Annotated in this window: 18 protein-coding genes; 10 read left to right on the forward strand and 8 right to left on the reverse strand. The window is 45.5% G+C overall.

Annotated elements, in window-relative coordinates; genetic code table 11:
* Nucleotides 1–52 precede the first annotated feature (52 nt).
* From ABDW33_RS07070 to ABDW33_RS07090, 5 genes are all read right to left on the reverse strand, one after another.
* Nucleotides 53–1,000, reverse strand: a complete 948-nt coding sequence (locus ABDW33_RS07070) for a FecR domain-containing protein (RefSeq protein ID WP_343689367.1) — start codon at nt 998–1,000, stop codon at nt 53–55.
* A 60-nt stretch (nt 1,001–1,060) separates the two neighbouring features.
* On the reverse strand, nt 1,061–1,594 hold the full coding sequence (locus ABDW33_RS07075; RefSeq protein ID WP_343689368.1) for a sigma-70 family RNA polymerase sigma factor: 534 nt from the start codon (nt 1,592–1,594) through the stop codon (nt 1,061–1,063).
* A gap of 63 nt (nt 1,595–1,657) precedes the next feature.
* A complete protein-coding gene (locus ABDW33_RS07080) occupies nt 1,658–2,620 on the reverse strand; it encodes a polyprenyl synthetase family protein (RefSeq protein WP_343689369.1) in 963 nt (320 codons plus the stop codon).
* A gap of 77 nt (nt 2,621–2,697) precedes the next feature.
* Nucleotides 2,698–4,041 (reverse strand): alpha-L-fucosidase, encoded by a 1,344-nt coding sequence (locus tag ABDW33_RS07085; protein WP_343689370.1) that lies wholly within the window; start codon nt 4,039–4,041, stop codon nt 2,698–2,700.
* 61 nt (nt 4,042–4,102) lie between these two features.
* Nucleotides 4,103–5,551, reverse strand: a complete 1,449-nt coding sequence (locus tag ABDW33_RS07090) for a PLP-dependent aminotransferase family protein (RefSeq protein WP_343689371.1) — start codon at nt 5,549–5,551, stop codon at nt 4,103–4,105.
* 80 nt (nt 5,552–5,631) lie between these two features.
* Between ABDW33_RS07090 and ABDW33_RS07095 the strand changes: the two genes are divergently transcribed.
* Nucleotides 5,632–6,030 carry a GNAT family N-acetyltransferase gene (locus ABDW33_RS07095; RefSeq protein WP_343689372.1) on the forward strand — a complete coding sequence of 133 codons (399 nt, stop codon included), beginning with the start codon at nt 5,632–5,634 and terminating at the stop codon, nt 6,028–6,030.
* Between the two features lie 237 nt (nt 6,031–6,267).
* Here the strand turns inward: ABDW33_RS07095 and ABDW33_RS07100 are convergent, their stop codons facing one another.
* Complete coding sequence (locus tag ABDW33_RS07100) at nt 6,268–7,407, reverse strand: hypothetical protein (protein ID WP_343689373.1); 1,140 nt, start codon at nt 7,405–7,407, stop codon at nt 6,268–6,270.
* Nucleotides 7,391–8,398 (reverse strand): DUF2157 domain-containing protein, encoded by a 1,008-nt coding sequence (locus ABDW33_RS07105; RefSeq protein ID WP_343689374.1) that lies wholly within the window; start codon nt 8,396–8,398, stop codon nt 7,391–7,393. Before ABDW33_RS07105 ends, ABDW33_RS07100 begins: the two co-directional genes overlap by 17 nt.
* A gap of 290 nt (nt 8,399–8,688) precedes the next feature.
* Between ABDW33_RS07105 and ABDW33_RS07110 the strand changes: the two genes are divergently transcribed.
* The 9 genes from ABDW33_RS07110 to ABDW33_RS07150 all read left to right on the forward strand — a co-directional run bounded on the left by ABDW33_RS07110 (nt 8,689) and on the right by ABDW33_RS07150 (nt 21,252).
* On the forward strand, nt 8,689–9,339 hold the full coding sequence (locus ABDW33_RS07110) for a hypothetical protein (RefSeq protein ID WP_343689375.1): 651 nt from the start codon (nt 8,689–8,691) through the stop codon (nt 9,337–9,339).
* A 239-nt stretch (nt 9,340–9,578) separates the two neighbouring features.
* On the forward strand, nt 9,579–9,815 hold the full coding sequence (locus ABDW33_RS07115) for a hypothetical protein (RefSeq protein ID WP_343689376.1): 237 nt from the start codon (nt 9,579–9,581) through the stop codon (nt 9,813–9,815).
* Between the two features lie 390 nt (nt 9,816–10,205).
* The gene (locus ABDW33_RS07120) at nt 10,206–10,802 is read left to right on the forward strand and encodes an RNA polymerase sigma-70 factor (RefSeq protein ID WP_343689377.1); all 597 of its coding nucleotides are present in this window, start codon (nt 10,206–10,208) and stop codon (nt 10,800–10,802) included.
* 93 nt (nt 10,803–10,895) lie between these two features.
* Entirely contained in the window at nt 10,896–12,020 is a 1,125-nt protein-coding gene (locus tag ABDW33_RS07125) for a FecR domain-containing protein (protein WP_343689378.1), read from the forward strand.
* Nucleotides 12,021–12,264: 244 nt separating this feature from the next.
* On the forward strand, nt 12,265–15,519 hold the full coding sequence (locus tag ABDW33_RS07130) for a TonB-dependent receptor (protein ID WP_343689379.1): 3,255 nt from the start codon (nt 12,265–12,267) through the stop codon (nt 15,517–15,519).
* A 20-nt stretch (nt 15,520–15,539) separates the two neighbouring features.
* The gene (locus ABDW33_RS07135) at nt 15,540–16,988 is read left to right on the forward strand and encodes a RagB/SusD family nutrient uptake outer membrane protein (RefSeq protein WP_343689380.1); all 1,449 of its coding nucleotides are present in this window, start codon (nt 15,540–15,542) and stop codon (nt 16,986–16,988) included.
* Nucleotides 16,988–18,937 carry an FAD-dependent oxidoreductase gene (locus tag ABDW33_RS07140; RefSeq protein WP_343689381.1) on the forward strand — a complete coding sequence of 650 codons (1,950 nt, stop codon included), beginning with the start codon at nt 16,988–16,990 and terminating at the stop codon, nt 18,935–18,937. Before ABDW33_RS07135 ends, ABDW33_RS07140 begins: the two co-directional genes overlap by 1 nt.
* Before the next feature lie 711 nt (nt 18,938–19,648).
* Nucleotides 19,649–20,233, forward strand: a complete 585-nt coding sequence (locus ABDW33_RS07145) for a Crp/Fnr family transcriptional regulator (protein WP_343689382.1) — start codon at nt 19,649–19,651, stop codon at nt 20,231–20,233.
* Nucleotides 20,234–20,304: 71 nt separating this feature from the next.
* Entirely contained in the window at nt 20,305–21,252 is a 948-nt protein-coding gene (locus ABDW33_RS07150) for a zinc-binding alcohol dehydrogenase family protein (protein WP_343689383.1), read from the forward strand.
* 21 nt (nt 21,253–21,273) lie between these two features.
* On the opposite strand, the gene ABDW33_RS07155 is transcribed toward ABDW33_RS07150, so the two are convergent.
* Nucleotides 21,274–23,643, reverse strand: coding sequence for an ABC transporter permease (locus tag ABDW33_RS07155; protein ID WP_343689384.1), 2,370 nt, complete (start codon nt 23,641–23,643; stop codon nt 21,274–21,276).
* Nucleotides 23,644–23,656: the final 13 nt, after the last annotated feature.

The following is a 23,656-nucleotide window of genomic DNA, read 5'->3' on the forward strand; positions in this document are numbered from 1 at the left end:
CTTTGCAGATTGGTGTATCTGCATTCCCGTTATTGTAAGGGCGATGTACTATTTAGTGCTGTGATTTCCTGATAACGACTGTATCATTTACCTGTGTCACTGTCAGTCCGTTCATCTGGCTGATTACCTGCAGTATAGTATGCAGGGAATCTGACCTCATGACTGACCCTGTAAAATAGTTATGCCTGAGCGTGCCCGCGTCATACCGGATCACTGTGTTATATCTACTGGACAATGCGTCCAATACGACTGCTACAGGTGTGTTATTGAATACAGAATCGCTGGTGGCAACTACAGGTGCTGTTATATCATTTTTTTCATTGTATACTAACTGTTGTCCGGGCTGCATGACCACTTTTTTCATTGATGCCTGTTGAACGGCTATTTTACCGCTATATAATGTTACGATTACCTGTTGCCGGTGCTGATCAATATTAAAGCAGGTACCTAAAACCGTTGTCGTTACGGCACCTGCATATACTACAAATGGATCATGTGGATCCTTTGTTACATGAAAGGTAGCTTTGCCCTGCAGGTATACTTCCCTTTCCCTGTAACGGATACTGCCACTTTTAAATAAATACACGGTAGTGCCGTCATCTAATAAGAGGGTATCTTTCTTATGCCGGTCATTCTTATACACTTTCCATTCCGCTGTATTTGTTACGGGTGGCTGCAACGACGCCATCATAGCAGGTTTGCTATCCTTTTTTTGAAAGAGCCCTAAAGTTGCCAATACAGATACTACTGCAGCTGCAGCAGTCCATATCCACTTCTTCACGCCGGGCCTGCGAACGGTGTACCTTTCAATCTGATGGTACATCGAATCGCTCAGACCAGCTGTTAAAGCTGTATCTGTATCTGTCCCTTCCCAATCGTACTGAAGATATACATCTAACACATCCGGGTGCTCTTTCAGGTAATCCGCTATGCCTTGTGCTTCTTCTGCTGTACATAGTCCTTTAAGGAACCTGTCTAGTTGCGTGTTAGTTATCTGCATGTATAGTTGACTTCAAAATTGTTTACGCACACCGGTAGTCTCATCCCCTGCTGTTAACATTTACTTAATACAAAGTAGTAAAAGGAGGAGCAGCTGTATAGATCTTACCTGGCGTAAAGCCTTGGTAATGTGGTCTTCAACGGTTTTTACACCAATAGATAGATGGAGGGCAATTTCCTTATTGGTAAATCCATGGATTAATCTTAATTGAATCACTTTCTGACGCACGGGGGGGAGATGTGCGATAGCTGCATGCAGGTAATCCTGCTGCTCATAGGCCAGTAATGCCTGCTGTGTACTGGCAGGTTGCAGATCGCTGAAAGAATCCTGTAATTGTTGCCGGTGTGCATGCCGGCGCAGGTGATCAATCAGCACGGAGTTGGTTACAGTAAATAACTGTGTATCAAGTGTGCGGTCTTCCCTTAAAGATTGGCGATATTGCCATAATCGGATAAATGTTTGCTGGGTAAGATCTTTCGCTGTATCATGTGTAGCATTTCTTTTCAGAAAATAGCGGTAGACTTTTTTGTGTGTCAGGTCATAAACCTGTTTAAACACCGTCTCATTGCCGTCTTTCAATTGTAAGATCAACATGTTGCAACAGTATGGATAGTTGCAAGTTGGGGATAATTACTGACTCGCGGGATTAACTTAATGTTAATACTTCCTGTCAGTTGTATAGCGCACTATTTCTTCCAGCGCATTCCGTACTTCAGTGTTTCCAAAGGTATCAAGGATGGCCAGTGCTTCGTCTCTGAAAGCATACATGCGTTCAGTGGCATAATCCAGCCCTCCGCATTCTTTCACTACTGAAATAAGGTAAGCGATCCGCTCCTTATTGGTATTCTGATGCCTGATGATGTAGAGTAACTCTTTTCGTTGTGCAGGTGAACAATTGGCAATTGTATAAATCAATGGAAGGGTTACTTTCTTTTCCTGTATATCATTCCCTACCGGCTTACCGACATCTTCTGTGCCGTAGTCAAACAGGTCATCCCTGATTTGAAACGCCATCCCGACTTTTTCTCCGAACAATGCGATCTTTTCAATAGTGCTATCATCACTGGTAGCCGAAGCTGCTCCTGCCCTGCAGGCTGCCTTTAGCAGCGCCGCCGTCTTTTGACGGATGATAGTATAATATACGTCTTCGTTTAAATTTAATTTCTTCGAGCGGGTGAGTTGTTCCAGCTCTCCGATGATCGTTTCTTCGATGGCGTCCGAGAAAATCTTCAGAATCTTATGATCACCTATCGAGAGGGATTGCAGCATTCCATTAGAAAACATAACATCGCCCACTAATACAGCCGTCCGGCTCTTCCAGAGGGCGTTGACCGAGGCCTGGCCTCTTCGCTCTGCTGCATCGTCTACGATATCGTCATGCACAAGCGAGGCGTTATGCAATAGCTCTACCAAAACAGCGGCCCTGTAACTCTGTTCCGTGATCTGCCCTGCCAGGTGCGCACTCAGCAATACAAATACTGGTCTTACCTGCTTGCCGGAATGCAATAGAATATAGTCCGTGATCTTGTTAAAAAGCGCACTATCTCCTTGCATCCATTCGCGCAAATATTGACCAAAACGTATAAGGTCCCGTGTTAGTATCTTCTTCGCTAATTGCATAAAGTGCACCAAAGATAATAAATTCTGTCAGCTGGTAAGCCAATCCCTGTCAGGTTACCAGCTGACAGCTATTAATATTATTTTGCACCGTCAATAGTACGCTGGTGATAACTGGTGACCACTGGTTTGAACTTTACGTGCTCAATCTTCAATACCACAGGGTTGGGCCACTTACGATCTGTGTAAAACCGCTGCCCGTTTACCGCACTGATAAAGAGTCCGACAGGGGTATTCTGGGAATAAATACCTGCATCAAAATTTTCTTTGTACTCTACCAGTTGGCTGGCATACCCTAAAATGGATACTTTGGTCAGGGGACTCCCTTCCAATGTATGGAACACCATGTCCTTCCTTTCCCCGTATTTCCAGTCTTTCCCCCCCTGTACAAAAGCATAGACAGTGGATGTATCGGCTCCACGGGTGAACCATATATTACCCTCCCGGGCTATATGCCAGGGACGCACTGCTGTCACCGCTTCGTTGTTGGCAAACTGCCAGAGGGCCAGCTCACGGAGCAAAGCTTCCTGCTCTATCTGAATTTCGCCATCCGGCTTGGGACCTACATTCAGTAGCAGATTGCCGCCTTTAGCCCTCGTTTCAATGAGCATATTGATCATCTCTGTACCGGACTTCTGAGGGTCATTGGTAGGTTTATATTGCCAGTCCGTACCCATCGTGAAACAAGCCTCCCAGGGGCCCGGTAATATACTATCCGGTAATTCCTGCTCCGGAGTGTTCATTTGTCCGCGGGTTACTACAATGTTCGGTTGCAGTTCCCAGGCATATTCTTTCAGTCCTTCGGCAGGACCATCGAAGAAAATGAAGTCAATCTTACCGTAATTACTTAGGAGTTCTTTCAGCTGTGCTTTGTCGAGAGCCATCAGGCCCGGATTCTTTTCAGGGAAGTGTTGTGGCAGTTGCATCCTCCCGACAGGCACATGATGCTGGTATAAATAATTGAAGTCTTCGGGCGAAAAATAAATTCCGATTGCGATCCCCTGTTTGCGAAAGGCATCAAAGATGGCTTTGGTAGCATCCTTTTTGAAGGGCGTATTCATCACATTGAAAGGCGTAGTTTTCGTATCCCACATACAGAATCCCGAATGGTGCTTGGTAGTGAATACTACATATTTCATTCCTGCAAGTTTAGCGAGCACAGCCCAATCGTCAGGATTGAATTTATGAGGATTGAAAGTTTTGGGCAGTTCTTTGGTAAACCGCTCCAGGTATTCATCGGAAGCACCCGCCATACTATGACTGATCACAGCACCCAGTTGAGCATCCACGCTCCAGTGGATAAACATACCAAGGCCAAGGTCCATGAACCATTTCTCTTTATCAGGGTCGTTACTTGTTTTTTGAGCTGAAACGCTAAAGGACATGACAATACAGGCTAAAGCCAGCAATAATTTTCTCTGCATAATGGATCCAGTTGATAAGCAATCGCTAATAATACAAAGAAAATCCCCGAAATGCAAGGGATTAAATACCACTGGCCAATATCGTGATGGCCTGTTCCATTTCCTGTGTATTTAAGGATGCAAAACCAATACGACAGGAATTTTCAGCCATGTAGCTTGTACCGTCACTGATGTATAATCCCTGCTTTGTTGCATGGGCAGACAATTGTTTTAAAGGTATTTTAAATTGAGCCCATACAGCCATGCCACCGGTAGGTACTGTGTATTCAACGACCTCACGCAGTCGTGTATCCAGTAGTGTGGTCAGGTGCTGTAATCTGGTATGATAGACCTTATTCGCTTTTTTGAGATGACGGGAAATGTCACCATTTTTGATCAGTACGGCCAAAGCATCTTCCATGAGATGGTTACCTTTCAGATCCAGTAATTTCCGGAGGTACATACCTTGCTGAATAAAATCTTCAGCTCCTACCAGGAAGCCGATACGTACAGATGATGCCAGCGACTTGGAAAAAGACCCTATATAAATGACTCTTCCATCATGCTGGCCGCTGGCCAGCGGCAGATAGGGAGAAGAATTGTAATGAAAGCCATAGTCGTAGTCGTCTTCGATGATAGCGAAGTTGTATTGTGCAGATAGTTCCAACAGACGCATTCTTCTGGCCGGGCTCAATGTCACAGTAGTGGGGTGGTGATGATGAGGGATCACATAAAGCATACTGACAGGATGCTTTCTACAGATGTCGGCCACAGCATCGGTATCTATCCCCTGTTCATCAACAGGTACGGTCATCATATTTGCCCCCAGATGCCTGAATACCTGGCTGGCAGTAGCATACCCGGGCGCACCGGCAATGACGTTGGCCCCTGGTGTAATGGTGAGTCTGGCTGCAATAAAAATCGCCATCTGCGCGCCATGGGTAATCAGCAGATGAGGAACTCCGGCTTTGATACCCCTCGTTTCTGACAGGTAATCTGCCATCGCTTCCCGGAGAGTCAGGGATCCGGCCGTCACCGTGCCGGTAACCGGGTTCTTATATTTAAACTTCAGTAAACTTCTGTATTCCCGCATCAGCACATCGAGCGGAGCTAACCTTGTATCCGGCCAGCCATCGTCGATAATAAGATGGAAAGGGGTATTGGGTGGATAGATGCTTCCCTGCCGCTCTTTGGTAAGTACATTGAAGGGAGCAGACATTTGTTTGCCATAGCCACCAGGAGCTTCCTGCCCCCATTCCCCGGGTTTCAGTTCAGGGAGATTGCCAGCCACATAGCATCCCTTTCTGGGTGTCACGCATATCCATCCCTGGACCTCCAGTTCACTATAGGCGGCAACGATGGTTTTACGATGTACATCGAGTATTTCGGCCATTTCGCGGGTACCCGGCAGGGCCGTACAAGGCTGTAGTACCCCGTTTTTAATATGATGGGTGATGGCGTTGGCGATCTGTCTGTAAACAGGCAACGCTAAGGTTTTATCCAGGGAAATAAGCGTTTGGAATGGCAGCATCTGGACTACTTTTTATTTTAAAACTGGGACACAAAGATAGTCCTGCCAAACAGTAATTTTGACAGGTAAACCAGAAAAATATGCACATTCATTACAAGACTGACACGATTCCGGCTACGCAGGATATTATCGAGCTATATGACAATGCAGTATTGAAAAGACCAACAGAAGATCCGGAAAGGATTGGAAAGATGTATAGCCACTCAAACCTGGTAATTTCTGCCTGGGATGGAGATAAGCTGGTAGGTGTAGCAAGGTCATTGACTGATTTTTGTTTCTGTTGCTACCTGTCTGATCTGGCAGTTAGTAAGGATTATCAGACAGCAGGGATCGGGAAGCAACTGGTATCGCTGACAAAGGAGTCAATAGGTCCGCAAACCATGTTGTTATTATTGTCGGCGCCCACGGCGATGAGCTATTATCCGAAGATTGGGATGACGAAACTGGATAATGCGTTTTACTTTCCAAGAAAAGCATAAACCGATCGACTACGACGAGTGCCAGATTTTAATAAATAAAGTTTTCCTGTTGCCGGAAGCCATTCTACGTAAACAGTACTTTCCGTAGAACTACGGTACCTTTTCAGTACTTTCCCTCTACTCTCTCTTCTTCCGCCAATTTATCTTTGCGTCAGTTTAGTTCTCATCAAAGTTGATGCACCTGCTGACAGCACCAACAAAAACCGACGGCTAGTTACCGTCGGTCTCTTTATTTAATCAAAATTGCCCGCTTGCACCGCCACCGCTCGCACCACCACCGCCAAAATCAAAGCGGTCTTTGCCGGGAGCAACAGTTTTAAAGGATTGTGAAATCACAATAGACTCTATCTGCAATGCCTCTAATGTTCCCTTTTCGTCGTCCTCCTCAGAAGTAAATCCATGCTTCGGCACTTTCAGATATCTGATAATGAAGTAAGCAAATAAGATCATTACGGATCCACCAACGGTCATCGCAACTTCCAACGGGGCTACACTATGATAATACCTCACAGTAAATACAATAGCAGCCACTAAAATCAATCCTACGCGCAACAGCACCTGGTCTTTCCTGCTAAGTCCCAGGAGCAAATACAATAAAGGAATCGCCACCGTCAATACCCAGAAGATCCACCCCATAGGCAATCCACTTAACCCAAACCAGGCTTCATTGACCTGTCGCACCACAAAATAGTTCCCGCCTGCATAAAGTGTTAGCAAAGCCAATGCCTGCATACCTCTCATGACACTTTTATAATGCCTGAATAGCTCCTGCCTGGCCAGACGCCCCAGACACCAGTACATACCCAAAGAAACGCCGATGATTACAAAAGGCAGTATTAATCGTAATGATTGCAGCATTTCGATCAAAATAAACAGGAGGGCGAGTTGTGCTGTCCAACCCATTACCTGATCTGCAAAGCGCAGGAAGAACCACATACTGACAACAAATACAAATATACCTGTTGTGACAGGCGCCGTTCCTTCAGCAAACAGTATAACAGCACCTATCAAAGCACCTCCGCACATCCACATAAGTGCCGCATCTGCGCCTGACTTATAGTGCTTCTTTTCTTTCACCAACAGCTCCAGAACAATAAAAGAACCTATGGCAAAAAAGATATTAATGCCTATAAACGCATTCTCAGATGCACCGCTCAACATGCTTAAGCACAAAAACCCGTAAGAGAATATTCCGATAATTAAACTCAGGATAAACAATCCTATCCGAAGATACATATTGGGTGTATAGAGATCTACGGGGTGAGCAGCTTTAATACTACCCAGTTCTTCCGGTGTGATCAATTTCTTCCTGAAAGCCTTTTCAACTTCAAGGACGATCTCCCTGTTATCCAGCTGTTGTTTATTGTAGGCTATCATGTTTGATCTTTTTATTTGTATTAATAAGGAAAATAATCAGCCCGATGGCAGAAGCAATAAAATACAGGATACCCATATATATCCCGCCTTCATTCTGGGTAAGTGCAAGCAGCCTGACTACCACATATGACAATCCCACATAGCCATATAATGCCATGATCAGCATAAAATAAAAGGACTGATGCTTCAATGCCTCTCTATAGATATAAATACTGACACCCACCTGGATCACAAACCAGATCAGGTAACTGGCTTCATATTCCATCGTGTAGCTATCAGTCGATTTAAACATAGCGGTAACGCATGCCAGCAACATCAGGTGCATGCCAAAGTTGCGATAGGTAAAACCGAAGTGGGGCTTTTTCCGCAGATAATGGGCCAGGTAATCAATCAACAACAGTGCGCCCCCAAGTAGCAGACCTGTTATAAGCAGGTGCAGGGTGATGAACATAGTGCCTGCAAAGAAGGTAAGTGGAGAGACGTTCACCCCCAGCCATGCTGCGAGGTTGGTAATCGCCAGACTCAATACACCCAGATGATCAAAGTAATAAGCACTGATAAACAATACCACCAGGGGTATAAACGTAGCAGTGCCGTAATGGAATTTGAATACCCCGTAGGCCGCCTGCAGGTATGTGATGAACGTGATGAACAACAGGCATCCTAACAGCAGAACATAGTCGAAGAACGGGTTCGGAGCCGGCACCTTCCCCCATGAGAAAGGCAGTTTTTGCCGGAAGCAATAATAATAACAGCCGGCACAGGCTAATGCAATTGCGAATAATATCACCTGGTGCCCGATGGTATCAATATTTTTGTAAACAAGAATACCTAATCCCCCGCTTAATAACAGTACCCCTAAATAAAGAATGGTTTTCAATTCCCAATGGAGGCTAAACAATTTTTTCTCGGCGGCTGCATGGATGTTGGACATTGACCCGGGGGAGATCAAACCATCCTGCTCCAGTTTCCCGAACATGCGAATATTCATTTGGGAAAAATATAACATTAAGTTCATATAAAAAAGCGCGGGGGAATATCAGGAGACTATCATCAACAGGTATTAAGTTTTCTTTTCCATAGAAATAATTCATTTTATAACTGTCCCAAAATCAATAATTACTATGCAACCACTTCTTTCAAAGCTATATTGGATAAAAGAAAGATGCCACCCATTTATAAATATCCTGTAGCTTTGCCCCCGCAAACCAGCGACCACCCCAGATATATTTTATTTTGCTGAGCATAAATAATGCGCGCTCAGAATAACCCTTAAAGAATATGTCTACCGCTGAAAGCCCGATGGACCTTCTGTCTGAGCTAGTCTGTACGATCAGCATAAAAAGAATGCCGCTGATGACACAGGATGAGCTGGAGGAACAGAAGACAAAAATTAAAGAGTATGAAAAAGAAATTCAGATTGCCATCTTTTACAAGGCTGTATTATTATCGTCTCCTCAACATTACAATGACTTCATATCGTCCTATTCAAGAGTATTATCTCATCTTGAAAACTGCCTGATAGAGGCCCTTCCCGAAGATAACGGCGAAGGCTCCTTCACCGTGTTACTTTTAAACTACACATTATCAGCGGTCCAAAGATTAAAACTCTTTATCGATACCCGCTTCTTCCATACCTCAGGAACAACGGACCCCGATAAACCACCCCCTACCAGAGAAAAGCTCAAATTGAATATTGCCGTATCAGTTATTGCCACGCTGATGTCCGCGTTTGTACGGTCAGGCGAGTATGTTTCTATTAAACAGGAAACGGCGATCATGCGTTTTGTCATACAGCTATTCAGCTCAAAACAGGCGGATGAAATAGCATTCAAAAGTTTTCAGAATCACTATCGGACGCCTGAAAGAGCCGCCATAGCAAAGTCAATTGAGATACTGAGGGGCATGACACAGTGGTTAAGGGATCTTTAATGCAGGTGTTGTGTAAGAATGAGACAGTTAGCAAGGGTGGTGCACTCCCTTGCAACTGTTTTCTGGTTAGAGACCGGTGTTTATTTGTGGCCCTTACAGCTAAGGATATAGATATATAATTACAATTTTAAGAAACAAAATATTACCGTCATCCCCAGCTACTTACAGCCAACTACATACCCCTCCGCAACTACTCTCACACCCCACAACGCCTTTCCTTTGTACAAAAACCTATAATCATGAACAAACAAAAGCTATTCACCCTAACGCTCTTCCAACAGGAGAGCACCTGGTACAAAACCCTGCACATAAGAATCATTACCAAAGGCAGCAAACCGTCCACCATCCGCCTCATCATACTCCTCATCCTCAACTACCGCCACATTCCAAAATATTCGAACTTCCACATCACCATCAACTGCTCTCACCTGAATAACTATCCCGCCTCCACTTTCGATAAATCCTCTCTGAACTAATCAGCTCTTTTTGTCTTTGCCACATTTTCAGCCATAACAAACAAGCCGGGTATTCTTACCTGGCTTATTTATTTTATCAAAATAATCAATTGATTATCAAAACAATACCTTGGATTACACACCCATCTGCAACTATTCTCACATTCATCTTTTCAATTCCTTTGCATAGAGGTTAACGAGAAGTCCCTTTCTCTAACTAACCCTTCAAGCTATTAATTAGGGGTTAATGTATTAACAGACATGTCAGGTATTCCTGCCAGACATCCATAGTTTTTCACGCATAAGTTTAAGCCCGGCAATCCTGCCGGGCTCAATAACAATAATTGATTTGCAAAATGTATTTTTATTATTACTTTTAAACCACCAGCCCAAACTTTCCGTAACTGTATTATGCATAAAGTTCCACATAGTGAAAACGAGTTGTTGAATCTGATCGCCCAGGGTGACCAGCATGCATACCAGGTTATCTTCGAGAAATATTGGGGTTCCATTTACAACACATGCCTCCTCCTTACCAAATCACCTGCTTTTGCTGAAGACATCACACAAGATGTATTCACCATGCTCTGGGAAAAACGAACCACTCTTCCCGCTATTGGGAAGCTGGAAGGCTTTCTTTTCATCTCTGCCCGGAATATTATCTACTCCCGCATGCGCAAACTCGCCAGTGATAAAGCCTACAGGCAATATATCCAACATTGCCTGCAGGAACAACAAGATCCGGGGGCTCACGAGCAATCCGAATACCGGGAACTGGAACAAACCATTCTCCGCACCATTCACAATCTCTCTCCCCAACAGCAGAAAGCCTTCACACTAAGCCGTTTCCAGGGGCTACAACATAAAGAAATCGCCCAAAACATGGGTGTCTCCCCTGTTACGATCAAAAGCTACATTGTTCAGGCCATCAGTACCCTTCGCAGGGCTTTGGCCAATCACCCTTCCCGGTCTCTTTTTATCCTGTGGGCACTTTCCCTCCTCCCCTAATTTTCCCTCCCTCCATTCCACGGACTTTAAGAACAATTATTTTTTTCAGAATCACCACCTCCCTTCTGCCAGGTTGTGCGTCTTTACCTTGTTATGGATCAGAAAACCTTTTCAATCCTTTTAGATAAATACCTGAAAGGTAACATCTCCCCGGACGAAGTCAACAGCCTGCTGGACTCTCTGGAAGACGAAGCTATGCGACAACAATGGGAACAAGCCATTGCCGGCATGCTGGCGACACAATCCAATACCCCGGAGCTCTCTGAAAGGTCACAAACATTCCCTAACCACCGCATCAAAGCCTACGCGGTAGCAGCTACCCTGCTGGCCCTGCTCGCTACCGGCATCCTCTATTTCACGCACAATAATAAACCTGCACACGCACCTATTGCCACGGCAACAACACATTCCGTTTCCCCCGGCGGGAACAAAGCCATCCTCACACTTGCAGATGGCAGCCAGATTCCCCTCGATAGTGCGGATAACGGTGCCATCGCACACCAGGGTAATGTGCAGGTCATCAAACTCAACAACGGCCAGCTCTCCTATAAAGCAGATCATACCAGCAATACACCCGGCAACGAACTACATTATAATAGTCTGATGACTCCCAGGGGGGGACAATTCATGATCATCCTGCCAGATGGTTCCAAAGTCTGGCTCAACGCAGCCACTTCCCTCAGGTATCCTACCGCTTTCAGCGGCAATTCCAGGGAAGTACAACTTACCGGTGAAGCCTATTTTGAAATAGCACCCAACGCCCGGATGCCCTTCATTGTTAAAGTCAGTAACATGGAAGTAAAGGTGTTAGGTACCCATTTCAATATCATGAGCTATCCCGACGAAAACAACATCCAGACGACACTGCTGGAAGGCGCCGTTCAGGTACAACACAATGCCACTGCCCTGCGCCTGCATCCGGGACAACAAGCTTACCTGCAGGGCAATAACATGACCGTAAAAAAGAATGTAGATGTCGACGAGATCGTCGCATGGAAAAACGGGTACTTCCATTTTAATCATGAATCACTGCCCGGCGTAATGCGTCAGATAAGCCGCTGGTATGATGTGGAAGTTATTTATGAGACAGACATACCCGAAAGGGAGTTTGGGGGGAAAATCGAACGAAATAGCAGCTTAAACGATGTGCTGAAAATACTTGAGCTCAGCAATGTGCATTACAAAATCAAAGACAGGAAGATAATTATCACGTTATAACTAAAAACTAAAAACAAAAAACAAACACCATCACCGTTATGAAAAAATAAGAACACGGCCCAAAAAATAACCGGAGCTGATTGCACTCTGCTCCGGCCAGAAACGAAAGGGCAAACCAGATGAATTGCTTTCTCTTATTCCACATTCCTGGCCAAAAGCCAGGCGGGGACATTATTTACCCTAACAAACCAAATGTATGCATTTTAATCCTAAACGGCGACTCCACCGCAAAACATTCCTTGTCATGAAGTTATCCGTCATTTTGCTATTATCAGCCTGTATGCAGCTCTATGCTAAAAGCTATGCCCAGTTCGTTTCGCTTTCTGAAAAGAATGCACCACTGGAAAAAGTATTCCGCAATATCGAAAAACAAACAGGCTTCGTATTTTTTTACGATCACAGACTACTTGACCAGGCGCCCAGGGTTTCTATCGATCTTAAAAATTCGCCACTCGAAAAAGCACTGGATCTCTGCCTGAAAGACCAGCCCTTATCATGGTCCATCGTAAATAAAAATATCGTTATTAAACAACGCCAGGTACCTGCACAACAACTCACCGAAACACCACCACAGGATACACTGCTGAACATAAAAGGCAAAGTACTATCCGACAAAGGCCAGCCACTGCCCGGTGCCACCGTCGCTGTCAAAGGTACTACCAATGGCGTCGTCACTGATCCGGAAGGGAATTTTAGAATAAAGGTCAAACGCAACACGACTATCATTGTTTCCTATATCGGCTACAAAAGCCAGGAGGCTACCATTACCGACGACCAGCCACAAAATTTCAGTCTCGCGGAAGCTGCTACCCTTACCGACGAAATCGTTGTAGTCGGCTATGGTACCGTAAAGAAAAGTGATCTCACCGGCTCCCTCAGTCAGGTGAAATCGAAAGACATCACTGCTTATCCCTCTACCAATATCATGCAGGCCCTTACCGGCAGAGCCGCCGGCGTACGCGTTATGCAAAACAACGGCGCTCCCGGGGCCAGCGTAAGCCTTCGCATTCGTGGTACCAACTCCATTCTCGGAGGCAATGAACCGCTGTACGTGATTGACGGATTTCCCTACAACGGCAACCCGACCTTCCTGCAAAACTCCGACATCTCAAGCATCGAAGTCCTGAAAGATGCCTCCTCCACAGCCATCTATGGCTCACGGGGTGCCAATGGTGTGGTCATGATCACCACCAAAGGCGGCAAAAAAACAGAGATCACGTCTGTCGAAGTAGAAGCAGGTTATACTATTCAAAGCGTGTCGAAAAAAATGAAGCTCATGAATGCACAGCAATATGCATTACTCTACAATGAGCAGGCAGCCAACGATGGCCTGTCCCCCTATTTCACCCAGGCCAAAATAGACAGCCTTGGAATGAACGCCGGTACCGACTGGCAGGACCTGGTACTCCATAAAGCGCCACTCTATAATATGAGTGCCACTGTAAACGGAGGCACAAACAAAACCAGGTTCTCCCTCTCCAGCTCTGCCTACCTGCAGGATGGTATAGTTAGAGGTAGCGATTACAAACGGTATAATGTACGCGGAAATATTGAACATGATATCAGCAAAGTAGTCAGCGTATCCTTAAATACAATCCTCACCAGACTGAATAGCTCACGCAAAAACTCTTCATTGGGTAACAGAGGTAACGACCTCATCTCCGGCATGCTGATGGCGCCCCCCTCCCTCTCTCCCTACCTGCCCGACGGCTCGTACAGAAGACTGAACACCGCTTATTCTTTTATCTCAAATGTGATTGTCAATCCACTCGTACATATTTACGAAGAGTCAGACCGGATCAAAGGAGATCGTGTATTATCAAATGCTGCCCTGACTATCAAACCGGTGAAAGGACTCACTATCAAAATTTCCGGTGGTATCGATAACCTGAACGACAGAGTTGATCAATACAATAATATCGAACCGACTGTTAACTCAGTAGGATATGCCAATATAGAAACCACCCAGCAAACAGGCCTGCTGAATGAAAACGTAATCACCTATCAGCATGCGATCGATAAACATTCCTTCAGCATTATGGGTGGCTTCACCTACCAGGACAACACCTACACCACGTTAAATGCCTCCGGCACCGGTTTTCTGAGCGATGTACCTGGCACCGGTGATATCGGTGGTGCTGCTACTCCTGGCATTCCCGGCAGCAGTTATTCAAAATGGGCACTGCTCTCCTACCTTGGCAGAGCTAACTATAGCTACAACGACAAATATCTCTTTACTGCCAGCATCCGCCGAGATGGCTCTTCCCGCTACTCAAAAAGTAACCAGTGGGCCAACTTCCCGTCCGCTGCCATCGCATGGAAAGTGGCCAATGAAGAATTCCTTAAACACTCGAGAGTGATCTCTGATATGAAAGTGAGAGCCAGCTATGGTCTTTCAGGTAATACCTCTATCAACCCTTACCAAACCCTCAATCAACTGTCCGTAGGCAATACCATTTTCGGTGATGCTGCCTATGTAGCTTATGCACCGGGTACCACACTGCCCGGCGATCTGAAGTGGGAAATTACTCACCAGCTGGACGTCGGTACAGATATAGGATTCCTGAACAATGACCTTTTCATCACATTGGACTATTACAAAAAGAAAACAGTCAACCTGCTGAATACCGTGCGTCTTCCCGCATCGATGGGATATACCACCACCCTGCAAAATGTTGGTGAAATAGAAAATAAAGGGTTTGAACTGGGCATAGATGCTGCCATTCTGAAAGGAGCGCTCAGCTGGAATGTGAACGCCAACATCGCCATTAACCGCAACAAAGTTCTGAAACTGTACAACGGGCAGGATATCTTCGGAGACGCCATCTATACCGGTTCCCTGAACGACTATGTCAATATTCTCCGGGAAGGACAGCCCCTGGGCATCTTCTACGGTTATAAGGAAAATGGTTATACCGCCACCGGCAATATTCAATATGTAGATACGAATAAGGATGGTGCAATCAGTGCTGCCGATAAAACCTATATCGGCAATCCCAATCCTGATTTCATTTATGGACTGAACTCTGTATTAAGCTACAAAGGATTTGAACTCACCATTTTCATTCAGGGTTCTCAGGGTAATAAGATCATGAACCTGAACAAAGCGGTTACACTCGACTTAGGCATGGGTCTCAACCTTCCGGAAGAGGTGTATCAAAGTCATTGGACAGCTGCCACACCGGATGCCAAATATCCAAAGATCAGCCGGACACTCTCTGCCAATATCTCTGACAGGTTTGTTGAAGACGGCTCCTATGTACGCCTCAAAAACATACAGCTGGCTTATAGCCTGCCAGCAAAACAACTAGGCTGGAACTGGCTGAAGTCAGCTCAGATCTATGCCAGCGGCCAAAACCTGCTCACCATTACTAAATATTCATGGTATGATCCGGAAGTAAATGCTTACGGTGGCTCCAACTCCATCCGTCAGGGCATCGACTACTCTGTTTATCCAACCTACAAATCTGTAACGTTCGGTATCAGGTGCGGCTTCTAAATCATTAAAAATATCCATCAATGAAACAGTCTATTCTCTTTCTATTCATCATATGTCTGGTGACTTCCTGTTCAAAGAAACTGGAAGAACATCCAAAATCCATTGCAGCTGAGGTTTTCTATAACACGCCCGCCGAAGTAGAAGCGGGCCTTAATGCAATGTATATTCCCATCCGCCGGGTGAGCACCATTGGTGCTCTTTACCTCTGTCAACAGGAAATATATACAGAATACATGTATGGTCGCGGCAGCCATGCACCTTTGAATGACTATAATGGTCTGGACAACACGAATATCACCCGTATCAACAGCATGTGGACGGATTTCTATGAATCTATCCGCGATGCGAACATCGTAATAGAAAAAGCTCCCCTGGGTAAATCGCTGACTGAAAATGATCTGAAAAAATATCTTGGCGAAGCGCGCTTCTTCCGTGGCCTCTGCTATTTTTATCTCGTGCGTAACTGGAGCGGCGTCCCCCTGCGTACAGAAAATAACATGGACTCCATCAACCTCGCCAGGGCTACTGCTACAGACATTTATAACTATATCATCACGGATCTTGAATGGGCGGAGCAAAACTTACCCGACAATCCACGCCTGGTGGGTGCTCCTTCCAAATGGTCTGCTAAATCAGTACTTACTGATGTATACATGACCCTCCACCAGTATGACAAAGCCAGAGACAAAGCAATGGAAGTGATCAACTCGGCAAAATATGCGCTCGTGAAAGTAGCTGCCGCCGGTGACTTCGATAAGCTATTCGGTCCCGACATCCAGACTTCCACGGAAGAGATTTTCTACCTGAAATACGCCCGTACACCAGCAGGACAGGGATTTTCGTATCCCCAATATGCGCACTATCCTAACTCAGGGTATTATCCCCCTGGCGGTTATTATACCTTCTACAGCGACACGGAACAAAACAGCTTTATAAAAAACTGGGATAAAAACGATCTTCGCTATTCCTATTGCTGGTATGCACAGACATTCGGTTTAGGCGCGAACACGATCCTGCTTAAGAAATTTAGTGATAAAAGTGCCGTCACTGCAGGAGGAAACGACTATCCTATGTACCGCTATGCAGATATCCTGTTATTCTATGCAGAAGCCGTGGCTCAAGCCGAAGGCACACCGTCTGCCGATGCCATGGAAAAACTGAACATGGTACATCGCAGAGCTTACGGCAAAGATCCACTTATCCCCGATGCAACTGTGGACTTCAAACTATCTGACTATAACAGCCAACAAGCCTTCATAGACCGTGTTGTAAAAGAAAGAGGGTATGAAAACTGTGGGGAAGGGAAAAGATGGTTTGACCTGAAACGCCTCGGCATCGCGCAACAGGTAATTGCCGCCGTAAAAGGGAAAACTGTCACCGCACGTCATATGCTCTGGCCTATTCCCACAGTTGAATACAACTACAACACTGCTATCAACCCAACTACTGATCAAAACCCTGGATACTGATGAGAAAATTAACATGCTTACTTTTCCTGCTCCTGACAGGAAAACTCTTTGCACAAAACATACGGGAAGTAGACATCTGCATTTATGGCGGTACTTCCGCTGGCGTAATCGCTGGTTATACCTCTAAAAAAATGAACAAGTCCGTATTGGTAATTGAACCGGGCAAAAGACTTGGCGGCCTTACCTCCGGAGGTCTCGGATATACAGATATAGGTAACAAATATGCCATCACCGGTCTCTCCCGCGATTTCTACCGGCGCCTGGGGAAGCATTATGGCCAGTTTGAAACCTGGATCTTTGAACCCGGTGTAGCAGAGCGCACTTTCGGGCAATATATCAAAGAAGGAGGAGTGGAAGTGCTCTACCAGCAACCCATCACCAGCGCTAAGAAAGATGGCAGGAGAGTCACTGAAATTCAAACGGCATCTACTATCATCCGGGCAAAGATGTTCATTGACTGTTCCTACGAAGGTGATCTGATGGCGAAAGCAGGTATCTCCTATACCGTAGGCCGTGAAGACAACAGCCAATATGGTGAAACCTACAATGGTACGCAATTGCGCGAAAAACACCAGTTCCCTGACGGGATAGACCCTTACAAAGAACCCGGCAATCCGGCCAGTGGCCTGCTTTGGGGAATCAGCCCCGACAAGGTTGAGAAACAGGGTACCGGAAATAAAAAAATACAGGCATACAATTTCAGAATTTGTCTCACAAATGAACCAGGCAATCTGATCCCTATTACCAAACCAGATGATTATGATCCGGCCAGGTATGAACTACTGCTTCGCGTAGTGCAGAAATTACAGCCGAAAAATCTGAAGGGTATGCTGAAAATCGACCTCATGCCTAATCATAAAACCGATATCAACAACAATGGTCCATTTTCCACAGATATGATCGGCATGAACTACGATTACCCTGAAGCTGATTATGCAACCAGGGAAAAGATTACAAAGGATCATGAACTATATAATAAAGGACTGCTTTATTTCATCGGACATGATCCCCGGATGCCGGAACATCTTCGCAAAGAAATGTTGCAATGGGGTTATCCGAAAGACGAATATCCAAGCACCGGAAACTGGTCCCCGCAAATGTATGTACGCGAAGCCAGACGAATGGTAGGGGCTTATGTAATGACCCAGGCCAATTGCGAAAGCAGGGAAATAGTAAAAGATGGCATAGGCATGGCGGCGTATACGATGGACTCTCACAATTGCCAGCGCATCGTTGAAAATGGCATGGTAAAAAATGAGGGCGACGTACAGATCGGTGGCTTTGGCCCTTACCCTATTGCATACCGGTCCATCATTCCGAAGTCGTCAGATTGCAGTAATGTACTTGTACCTGTCTGCATGTCGGCATCCCACATTGCATATGGCTCCATCCGCATGGAACCGGTATTTATGGTACTGGCGCAATCAGCGGCAGTAGCAGCAGCTATGGCAATAGATAATCACCAGTCTGTACAGGATGTAGATGTGCCAAAACTACAGGCCTTCCTGCGGCAAAAACCATTGGCGACCGACGCAACTGCTGAGATCCTGGTAGACAATGACGATTCCGCACACGTCACGCTCAAAGGAAACTGGCAAAAGGAAACGAAGGGAGCATACGGACCAACGATGTACATTTCCGACAGCAAAGCCGCTATTCGCTATACACCCGGGGTAACCCGCAGCGGTTCCTACAAGGTCTACACCTACGTTCCCAAAAGGACAGACCTGCCCGCCAGCACATCTATACGCCTCTCTGCCGACGGTAAGACAGCCAGACAGGTTTCGTACACCCCGGCAGCAGTTAAGGTTGAAGGACAGACCTCCGGCGAATGGGTGGACCTGGGCACCCTCAGGCTGACTAAAGGAGGAAAGGCCTACGTAGAAATCATCAATGAGGGAAAGGATGGTGAAGTAGTAGCAGATGCCGTTCTTTTCTATCCGCAATAAAGCAGGATTTGTCTTAAAACAAATCTTACGTGGTTCCATCGGGTTATCTGAAGGAATGAAATTTAATAAAAACGATTTCCAAAGCTGACAAATGGCGATCAGTTGCCCCACTTTTATATCAACAAAAATTAATTATAAAATGAGTCTGGCATTCCTGCCAGACTCACTTTGCCAATGAAATTTCAAAATGATCAGCTCATGAAATATCTTTGAATGGAAAATCCCGCAAGAATGCGAGGCAATGTTCACCTTTGGAATTACAGTATCATGTAAGCTGGCTTCTCCCCAAAAAAAGTCCGGCAGGATTACCGGACACTGTTCAACTATGAATTCCAATTTGAAACACTATGAATATCTTAAAAGTAGTCCGGCAAGAATACCGGACCATCAGATAGCTGCGAAATCTAAAATGATGTCTGACAAGAATATCAAACATGGATTAGTTATCACATAAACCCTCGATGAGAATTTTGTTATTGTTATGATGCCAATGCAAATAACAAAATCCACCTAAGCCGGAACAGTTGCAAACGCTGACGCAACCCTGTATGACCAACTCAGTATGAAACTAATAAAGGTATTTTCAACAATAAGGTACCTGGCTGTACCCTATCCATATAAATAATTCCCATACTTTCGGATTACTTTCAAGACACGTCCGGTTCATAAAAACTAAAATGACTAACTTGATCTCTCAAATCAAACTACTGCATGCTTTTCCATTTCCGCCATCAATTTCCTCAACTAAACGCCTATTGGGATAAGTACCTTCCCTATCAACAACGCCTCGAAATTCCGGCTAAAACCATCCTTCTTGAAGAAGGTAAAAGATCCCACCACTACATTTATATCGAAAAAGGCCTTATCCGTACCTATTTCAATAAAAACGGGGCAGATATCACCGTACAGTTCTTCTTTGAGAACGAGGGACTTTCGTCCTTCGACAGTTTTATTAACAACACCCCTAGCGCGATTACCATCGAAACGATCGAACCATCTGTCGTCTACCTCCTGGCCAGGGAACATGTGAACCAGTTACTCGATGACCTCAGCCAGGAACCAGGTTTTGTAAATATGATCCTCCAGATGACGGTTCAACGGCAGACACACTATATCAACGAATTTGTTTCCTTCATCCGCGATACACCGGAACAGCGCTATCAGCACCTCGTCAACGACCGCCCTCACATCATACAGCGGGTTCCGCAACACTACATCGCCTCTTATCTGGGTGTAAGCAAGGTGCACCTGAGCCGTATCAAAGCAAAGCTTGCAAAGGGGAAATCCCGTTTCTGATATTTGATAACATATGTTATCGTTACCGCCCTGCTACCGGCCTAATTTTGTGCTGACAAAAACGACATAGCATGAAAGCAGCAGTATTATATCGGGCAGGAGAATTACCACAATACGTAGATTTTCCGGCACCGATCCCTCAGAACGAAAACGAAATTGAAGTGGCTGTAAGGGCAGTCGCCATCAAACATCTTGACAAATCAATCGCCGCTGGTAATCATTACTCCAGCGATACTACCAGGGAAGGCGGTCGTGTAATTGGCGGAGACGGCATCTGCATTCTTCCTGACGGGAAAAGGGTATATGCGATAGGTGCCAGTGGTATGCTGGCTGAAAAGGCCACGGTTGAAAAGAATATGATTGTACCCGTTCCGGATACTTTGGACGATGTGACAGCAGCGGCCCTGCCAAATGCCGTCATAGGCGCCGCCATGGCGCTTCGATTTAAAGGGAAAATGCAACCGGGGGATACAGTACTGATCAACGGCGCCACAGGTTTCACTGGCCGCGTAGCTGTACAGATTGCAAAATATTATGGTGCGAAAAAAGTGGTAGCGACAGGTAGAAATCTATCTTCCTTACAGGAGTTACTGACACTTGGTGCAGATGAGATCATCCCGCTCACCGATGATTTCCACACACAATTAAAAGGCCCCTTCGACGTAGTGATTGACTATCTGTGGGGGCACACTGCAGCAAAAATACTAAGCACCCTTAAGGGCAAAGGCAGGTTTACACACAGCACCCGCTATATATCTGTAGGTAGTATGGCCGGCGATACCATCACATTATCTGCCGCTATTCTTCGCAGCGCAGACCTGCAGCTCTCCGGTTCAGGTCTTGGCGCATGGCCGAAAGAACAGGTTGAATTACTCTTCACCGAAATCCTTCCTGAAATGTTCCGGCTGGCAGCTAGTGGTAAACTTATTGTATCTACCACTGCCGTAAAATTAGCAGACATCTCTACCCTATGGGATAAAGATGTCTGTAACGGGGAACGCCTCGTTGTAACAATATAATCGTTCGGAAGGAGCCTGGAATCAATCCATTTTCAGGCTCTTTACCGGATTCATCAAAGCTGCCTTTACACTCTGGAAGCTCACGGTCAATCCAGCTACCACTACCGTAAGCACGATCGCACTAACAAACATCCATGGACCTAACGTTACATGAAATTTGAAATCCTCCAGCCATCTGTTCATCATCCACCACGATAATGGTGCTGCCAGGCAGAATGCCAGCAGGATCAATACGGCAAGCTCCCGGCCAAAGATCCACAGGATCTCCCCGACACTGCTACCTAGTACTTTCCTGATGCCAATTTCCTTCGTCTTCTGCATGACCATGAACGAAATTAAACCATACAGGCCCAGACAACCAATAAAGATGGCAATAATCGAAAAGACACGGATCAACTTCAGGTTCGCTTCCTCTGACGCATAAAACGCTGCAATCTGCTTATCGAAAAACTGAAAAGTATATAACTTGTCCGGAAACCGTGCGGACCACATTTTTTCAATAGCTGGCAGGGCAGTTTTCATCTGTCCCAGGTTCAATTTAATGGCGAAGTTCTGGTAAAACTTTCGATACGGCGTTATCAGCACCGCCCCTATATCCTCTTTCAGGGAGCGCATATGGAAATTCCTTACCACCCCAACAATTGTCGCTTGAATTCCTCCGTTAAAACTCACCTGTTTTCCTACTAATTCCTGAGGAGATCTGATATTCAACTTATGTACCATTACCTCGTTCACAATACATTCTCTTGCGGCAGAGTCAGGAAATATATTACGGCCAGCAATCAGCTGTAATCCAAAAGTAGGCAGATACTGGTCATCTGCTGCACGCACATCTGCTGTAAATGGTTGGTCCTCCACATCTGCCAGCAAACGAAAATTTGTATTCCAGTTGCTATAGGAGGATGGTGGTTCAAAACAGAGCGACACACTCTTCACACCTGCCTGGCGCATCATCTCGTTCTTCAGACTTGTTACATTTGCATCTACAGAATCAGCGCCCATTGGCACTATCAGAACGGCGTCTTTGTTAAAACCAAGATCCTTTTGCCTGGTATATTGTAATTGTCTCGTGATGACGAGCATCCCGATAAGAAGAATGAATGTGATCATAAACTGGGTTACAATCAGCGAACGCCGGATATTAAAACTTCCCACCTGCTGCATAGACACCTTTCCTTTTAATGCAATTACCGGACGGAACCCTGAAAGGATCAAACCTGGATAGCTACCTGCAAAAAAAGTCACTATCACAATCATCATCCCGGTAAAAGCCACCAGCTTAATATCAAACGCCTGCTGTAGGCTCATTTTTGTTTCAAATAGTGCATTTACATTTGGTAGAAGTATTATACTGAGTACAATAGCGATGATCGTAGCCAGCACCACAATGATTCCTGTCTCTATTATGAATTGCCAGAACAATTGTAGCCTGAAACTTCCCAGGGCCTTTCTGATGCCGACTTCTTTGGACCGTCTCAATGCCTGTGCGGTGGAAAGATTAATAAAATTCAGACAGGCAGCTATGATCAGGAATGCCCCGGTACATCCCAGTATCCAGAGGCTGGATTTGTCCATCACGCCGGTATATCTTTCATCAAAATGTCTCTCAGCCAAAGGCAACAGATGGTATACGTGTATATTCTTACTTCCTTTTCTCTTCTCACGATACCGGGGAAACTGTTTCTCCAGGTTAGCAGCCGAAACACCCGGCTGCAGGCGTACGTAAGTCTTTAAAACGGTTGTAATACCGTTCCAGTTATCGTCTTTTCCTAAGAACATATCAAAGTCCTTCACACTTTTCCACGATACAAAGATGCCAGCCGGCTGGTCGGTATTGGTTGGCAGGTCTTGCAGCACACCGGTGACCCTTGCTTCAAGTTTATTTTCTATCTTAATCACCTTATCGATGGGATTTTCACTGCCGAAATATTTCTTCGCTATAGATGTGGTTATAAGGGCCGTGTTGGGCTCTCCCAGCATATTTTTGCCGTTCAGTAAAGGGAAATTGAAAATATCAAAATAAGTAGGTTCTACAAATGCAACGCCGGCATCTTCGATAAATTTCTTTTGGTCGTAGGTCACCAGCGCGTCACTATAAGTAGCTGCCTTTGCTACAGTACCGCTGGCACCGAAGTCTTCCCTGAATGCACTGGCGAATCCCGGAGGAACACTGCTGGTGTAGGAAACACTTTCCCTGTGTTGTTCGGTGACGAACTGGTAAATGTGATCGGCATCTTTGTGAAAGTTATCGAAGCTGAGGTGGTATTTGATCAGGATAAAGATCAGGCATCCACAAGTCATACTAAGGGTAAGTCCCAGGATATTAAGGAGACCGTATGCTTTGTTCGAAAAAAGAGTCCTGAATGCTATACGGAGGTTATTTTTAAACATCTGATGGCTTTTG

The sequence above is a fragment of the Chitinophaga sp. genome (genome assembly GCF_039596155.1).
GTDB lineage: Bacteria > Bacteroidota > Bacteroidia > Chitinophagales > Chitinophagaceae > Chitinophaga.

Excerpts from the sequence above, each read along its gene's own strand:
- ABDW33_RS07080 (WP_343689369.1), bottom strand. The coding sequence starts at position 2,620 with ATGCAATTAGCGAAGAAGATACTAACACGGGACCTTATACGTTTTGGT.
- ABDW33_RS07085 (WP_343689370.1), bottom strand. The coding sequence starts at position 4,041 with ATGCAGAGAAAATTATTGCTGGCTTTAGCCTGTATTGTCATGTCCTTT.
- ABDW33_RS07145 (WP_343689382.1), top strand. The coding sequence starts at position 19,649 with ATGCTTTTCCATTTCCGCCATCAATTTCCTCAACTAAACGCCTATTGG.
- ABDW33_RS07125 (WP_343689378.1), top strand. The coding sequence starts at position 10,896 with ATGGATCAGAAAACCTTTTCAATCCTTTTAGATAAATACCTGAAAGGT.
- ABDW33_RS07105 (WP_343689374.1), bottom strand. The coding sequence starts at position 8,398 with ATGAATATTCGCATGTTCGGGAAACTGGAGCAGGATGGTTTGATCTCC.
- ABDW33_RS07070 (WP_343689367.1), bottom strand. The coding sequence starts at position 1,000 with ATGCAGATAACTAACACGCAACTAGACAGGTTCCTTAAAGGACTATGT.
- ABDW33_RS07155 (WP_343689384.1), bottom strand. The coding sequence starts at position 23,643 with ATGTTTAAAAATAACCTCCGTATAGCATTCAGGACTCTTTTTTCGAAC.
- ABDW33_RS07130 (WP_343689379.1), top strand. The coding sequence starts at position 12,265 with ATGAAGTTATCCGTCATTTTGCTATTATCAGCCTGTATGCAGCTCTAT.
- ABDW33_RS07095 (WP_343689372.1), top strand. The coding sequence starts at position 5,632 with ATGCACATTCATTACAAGACTGACACGATTCCGGCTACGCAGGATATT.
- ABDW33_RS07090 (WP_343689371.1), bottom strand. The coding sequence starts at position 5,551 with ATGCTGCCATTCCAAACGCTTATTTCCCTGGATAAAACCTTAGCGTTG.
- ABDW33_RS07100 (WP_343689373.1), bottom strand. The coding sequence starts at position 7,407 with ATGATAGCCTACAATAAACAACAGCTGGATAACAGGGAGATCGTCCTT.
- ABDW33_RS07115 (WP_343689376.1), top strand. The coding sequence starts at position 9,579 with ATGAACAAACAAAAGCTATTCACCCTAACGCTCTTCCAACAGGAGAGC.
- ABDW33_RS07110 (WP_343689375.1), top strand. The coding sequence starts at position 8,689 with ATGTCTACCGCTGAAAGCCCGATGGACCTTCTGTCTGAGCTAGTCTGT.
- ABDW33_RS07150 (WP_343689383.1), top strand. The coding sequence starts at position 20,305 with ATGAAAGCAGCAGTATTATATCGGGCAGGAGAATTACCACAATACGTA.
- ABDW33_RS07135 (WP_343689380.1), top strand. The coding sequence starts at position 15,540 with ATGAAACAGTCTATTCTCTTTCTATTCATCATATGTCTGGTGACTTCC.
- ABDW33_RS07140 (WP_343689381.1), top strand. The coding sequence starts at position 16,988 with ATGAGAAAATTAACATGCTTACTTTTCCTGCTCCTGACAGGAAAACTC.
- ABDW33_RS07120 (WP_343689377.1), top strand. The coding sequence starts at position 10,206 with ATGCATAAAGTTCCACATAGTGAAAACGAGTTGTTGAATCTGATCGCC.
- ABDW33_RS07075 (WP_343689368.1), bottom strand. The coding sequence starts at position 1,594 with ATGTTGATCTTACAATTGAAAGACGGCAATGAGACGGTGTTTAAACAG.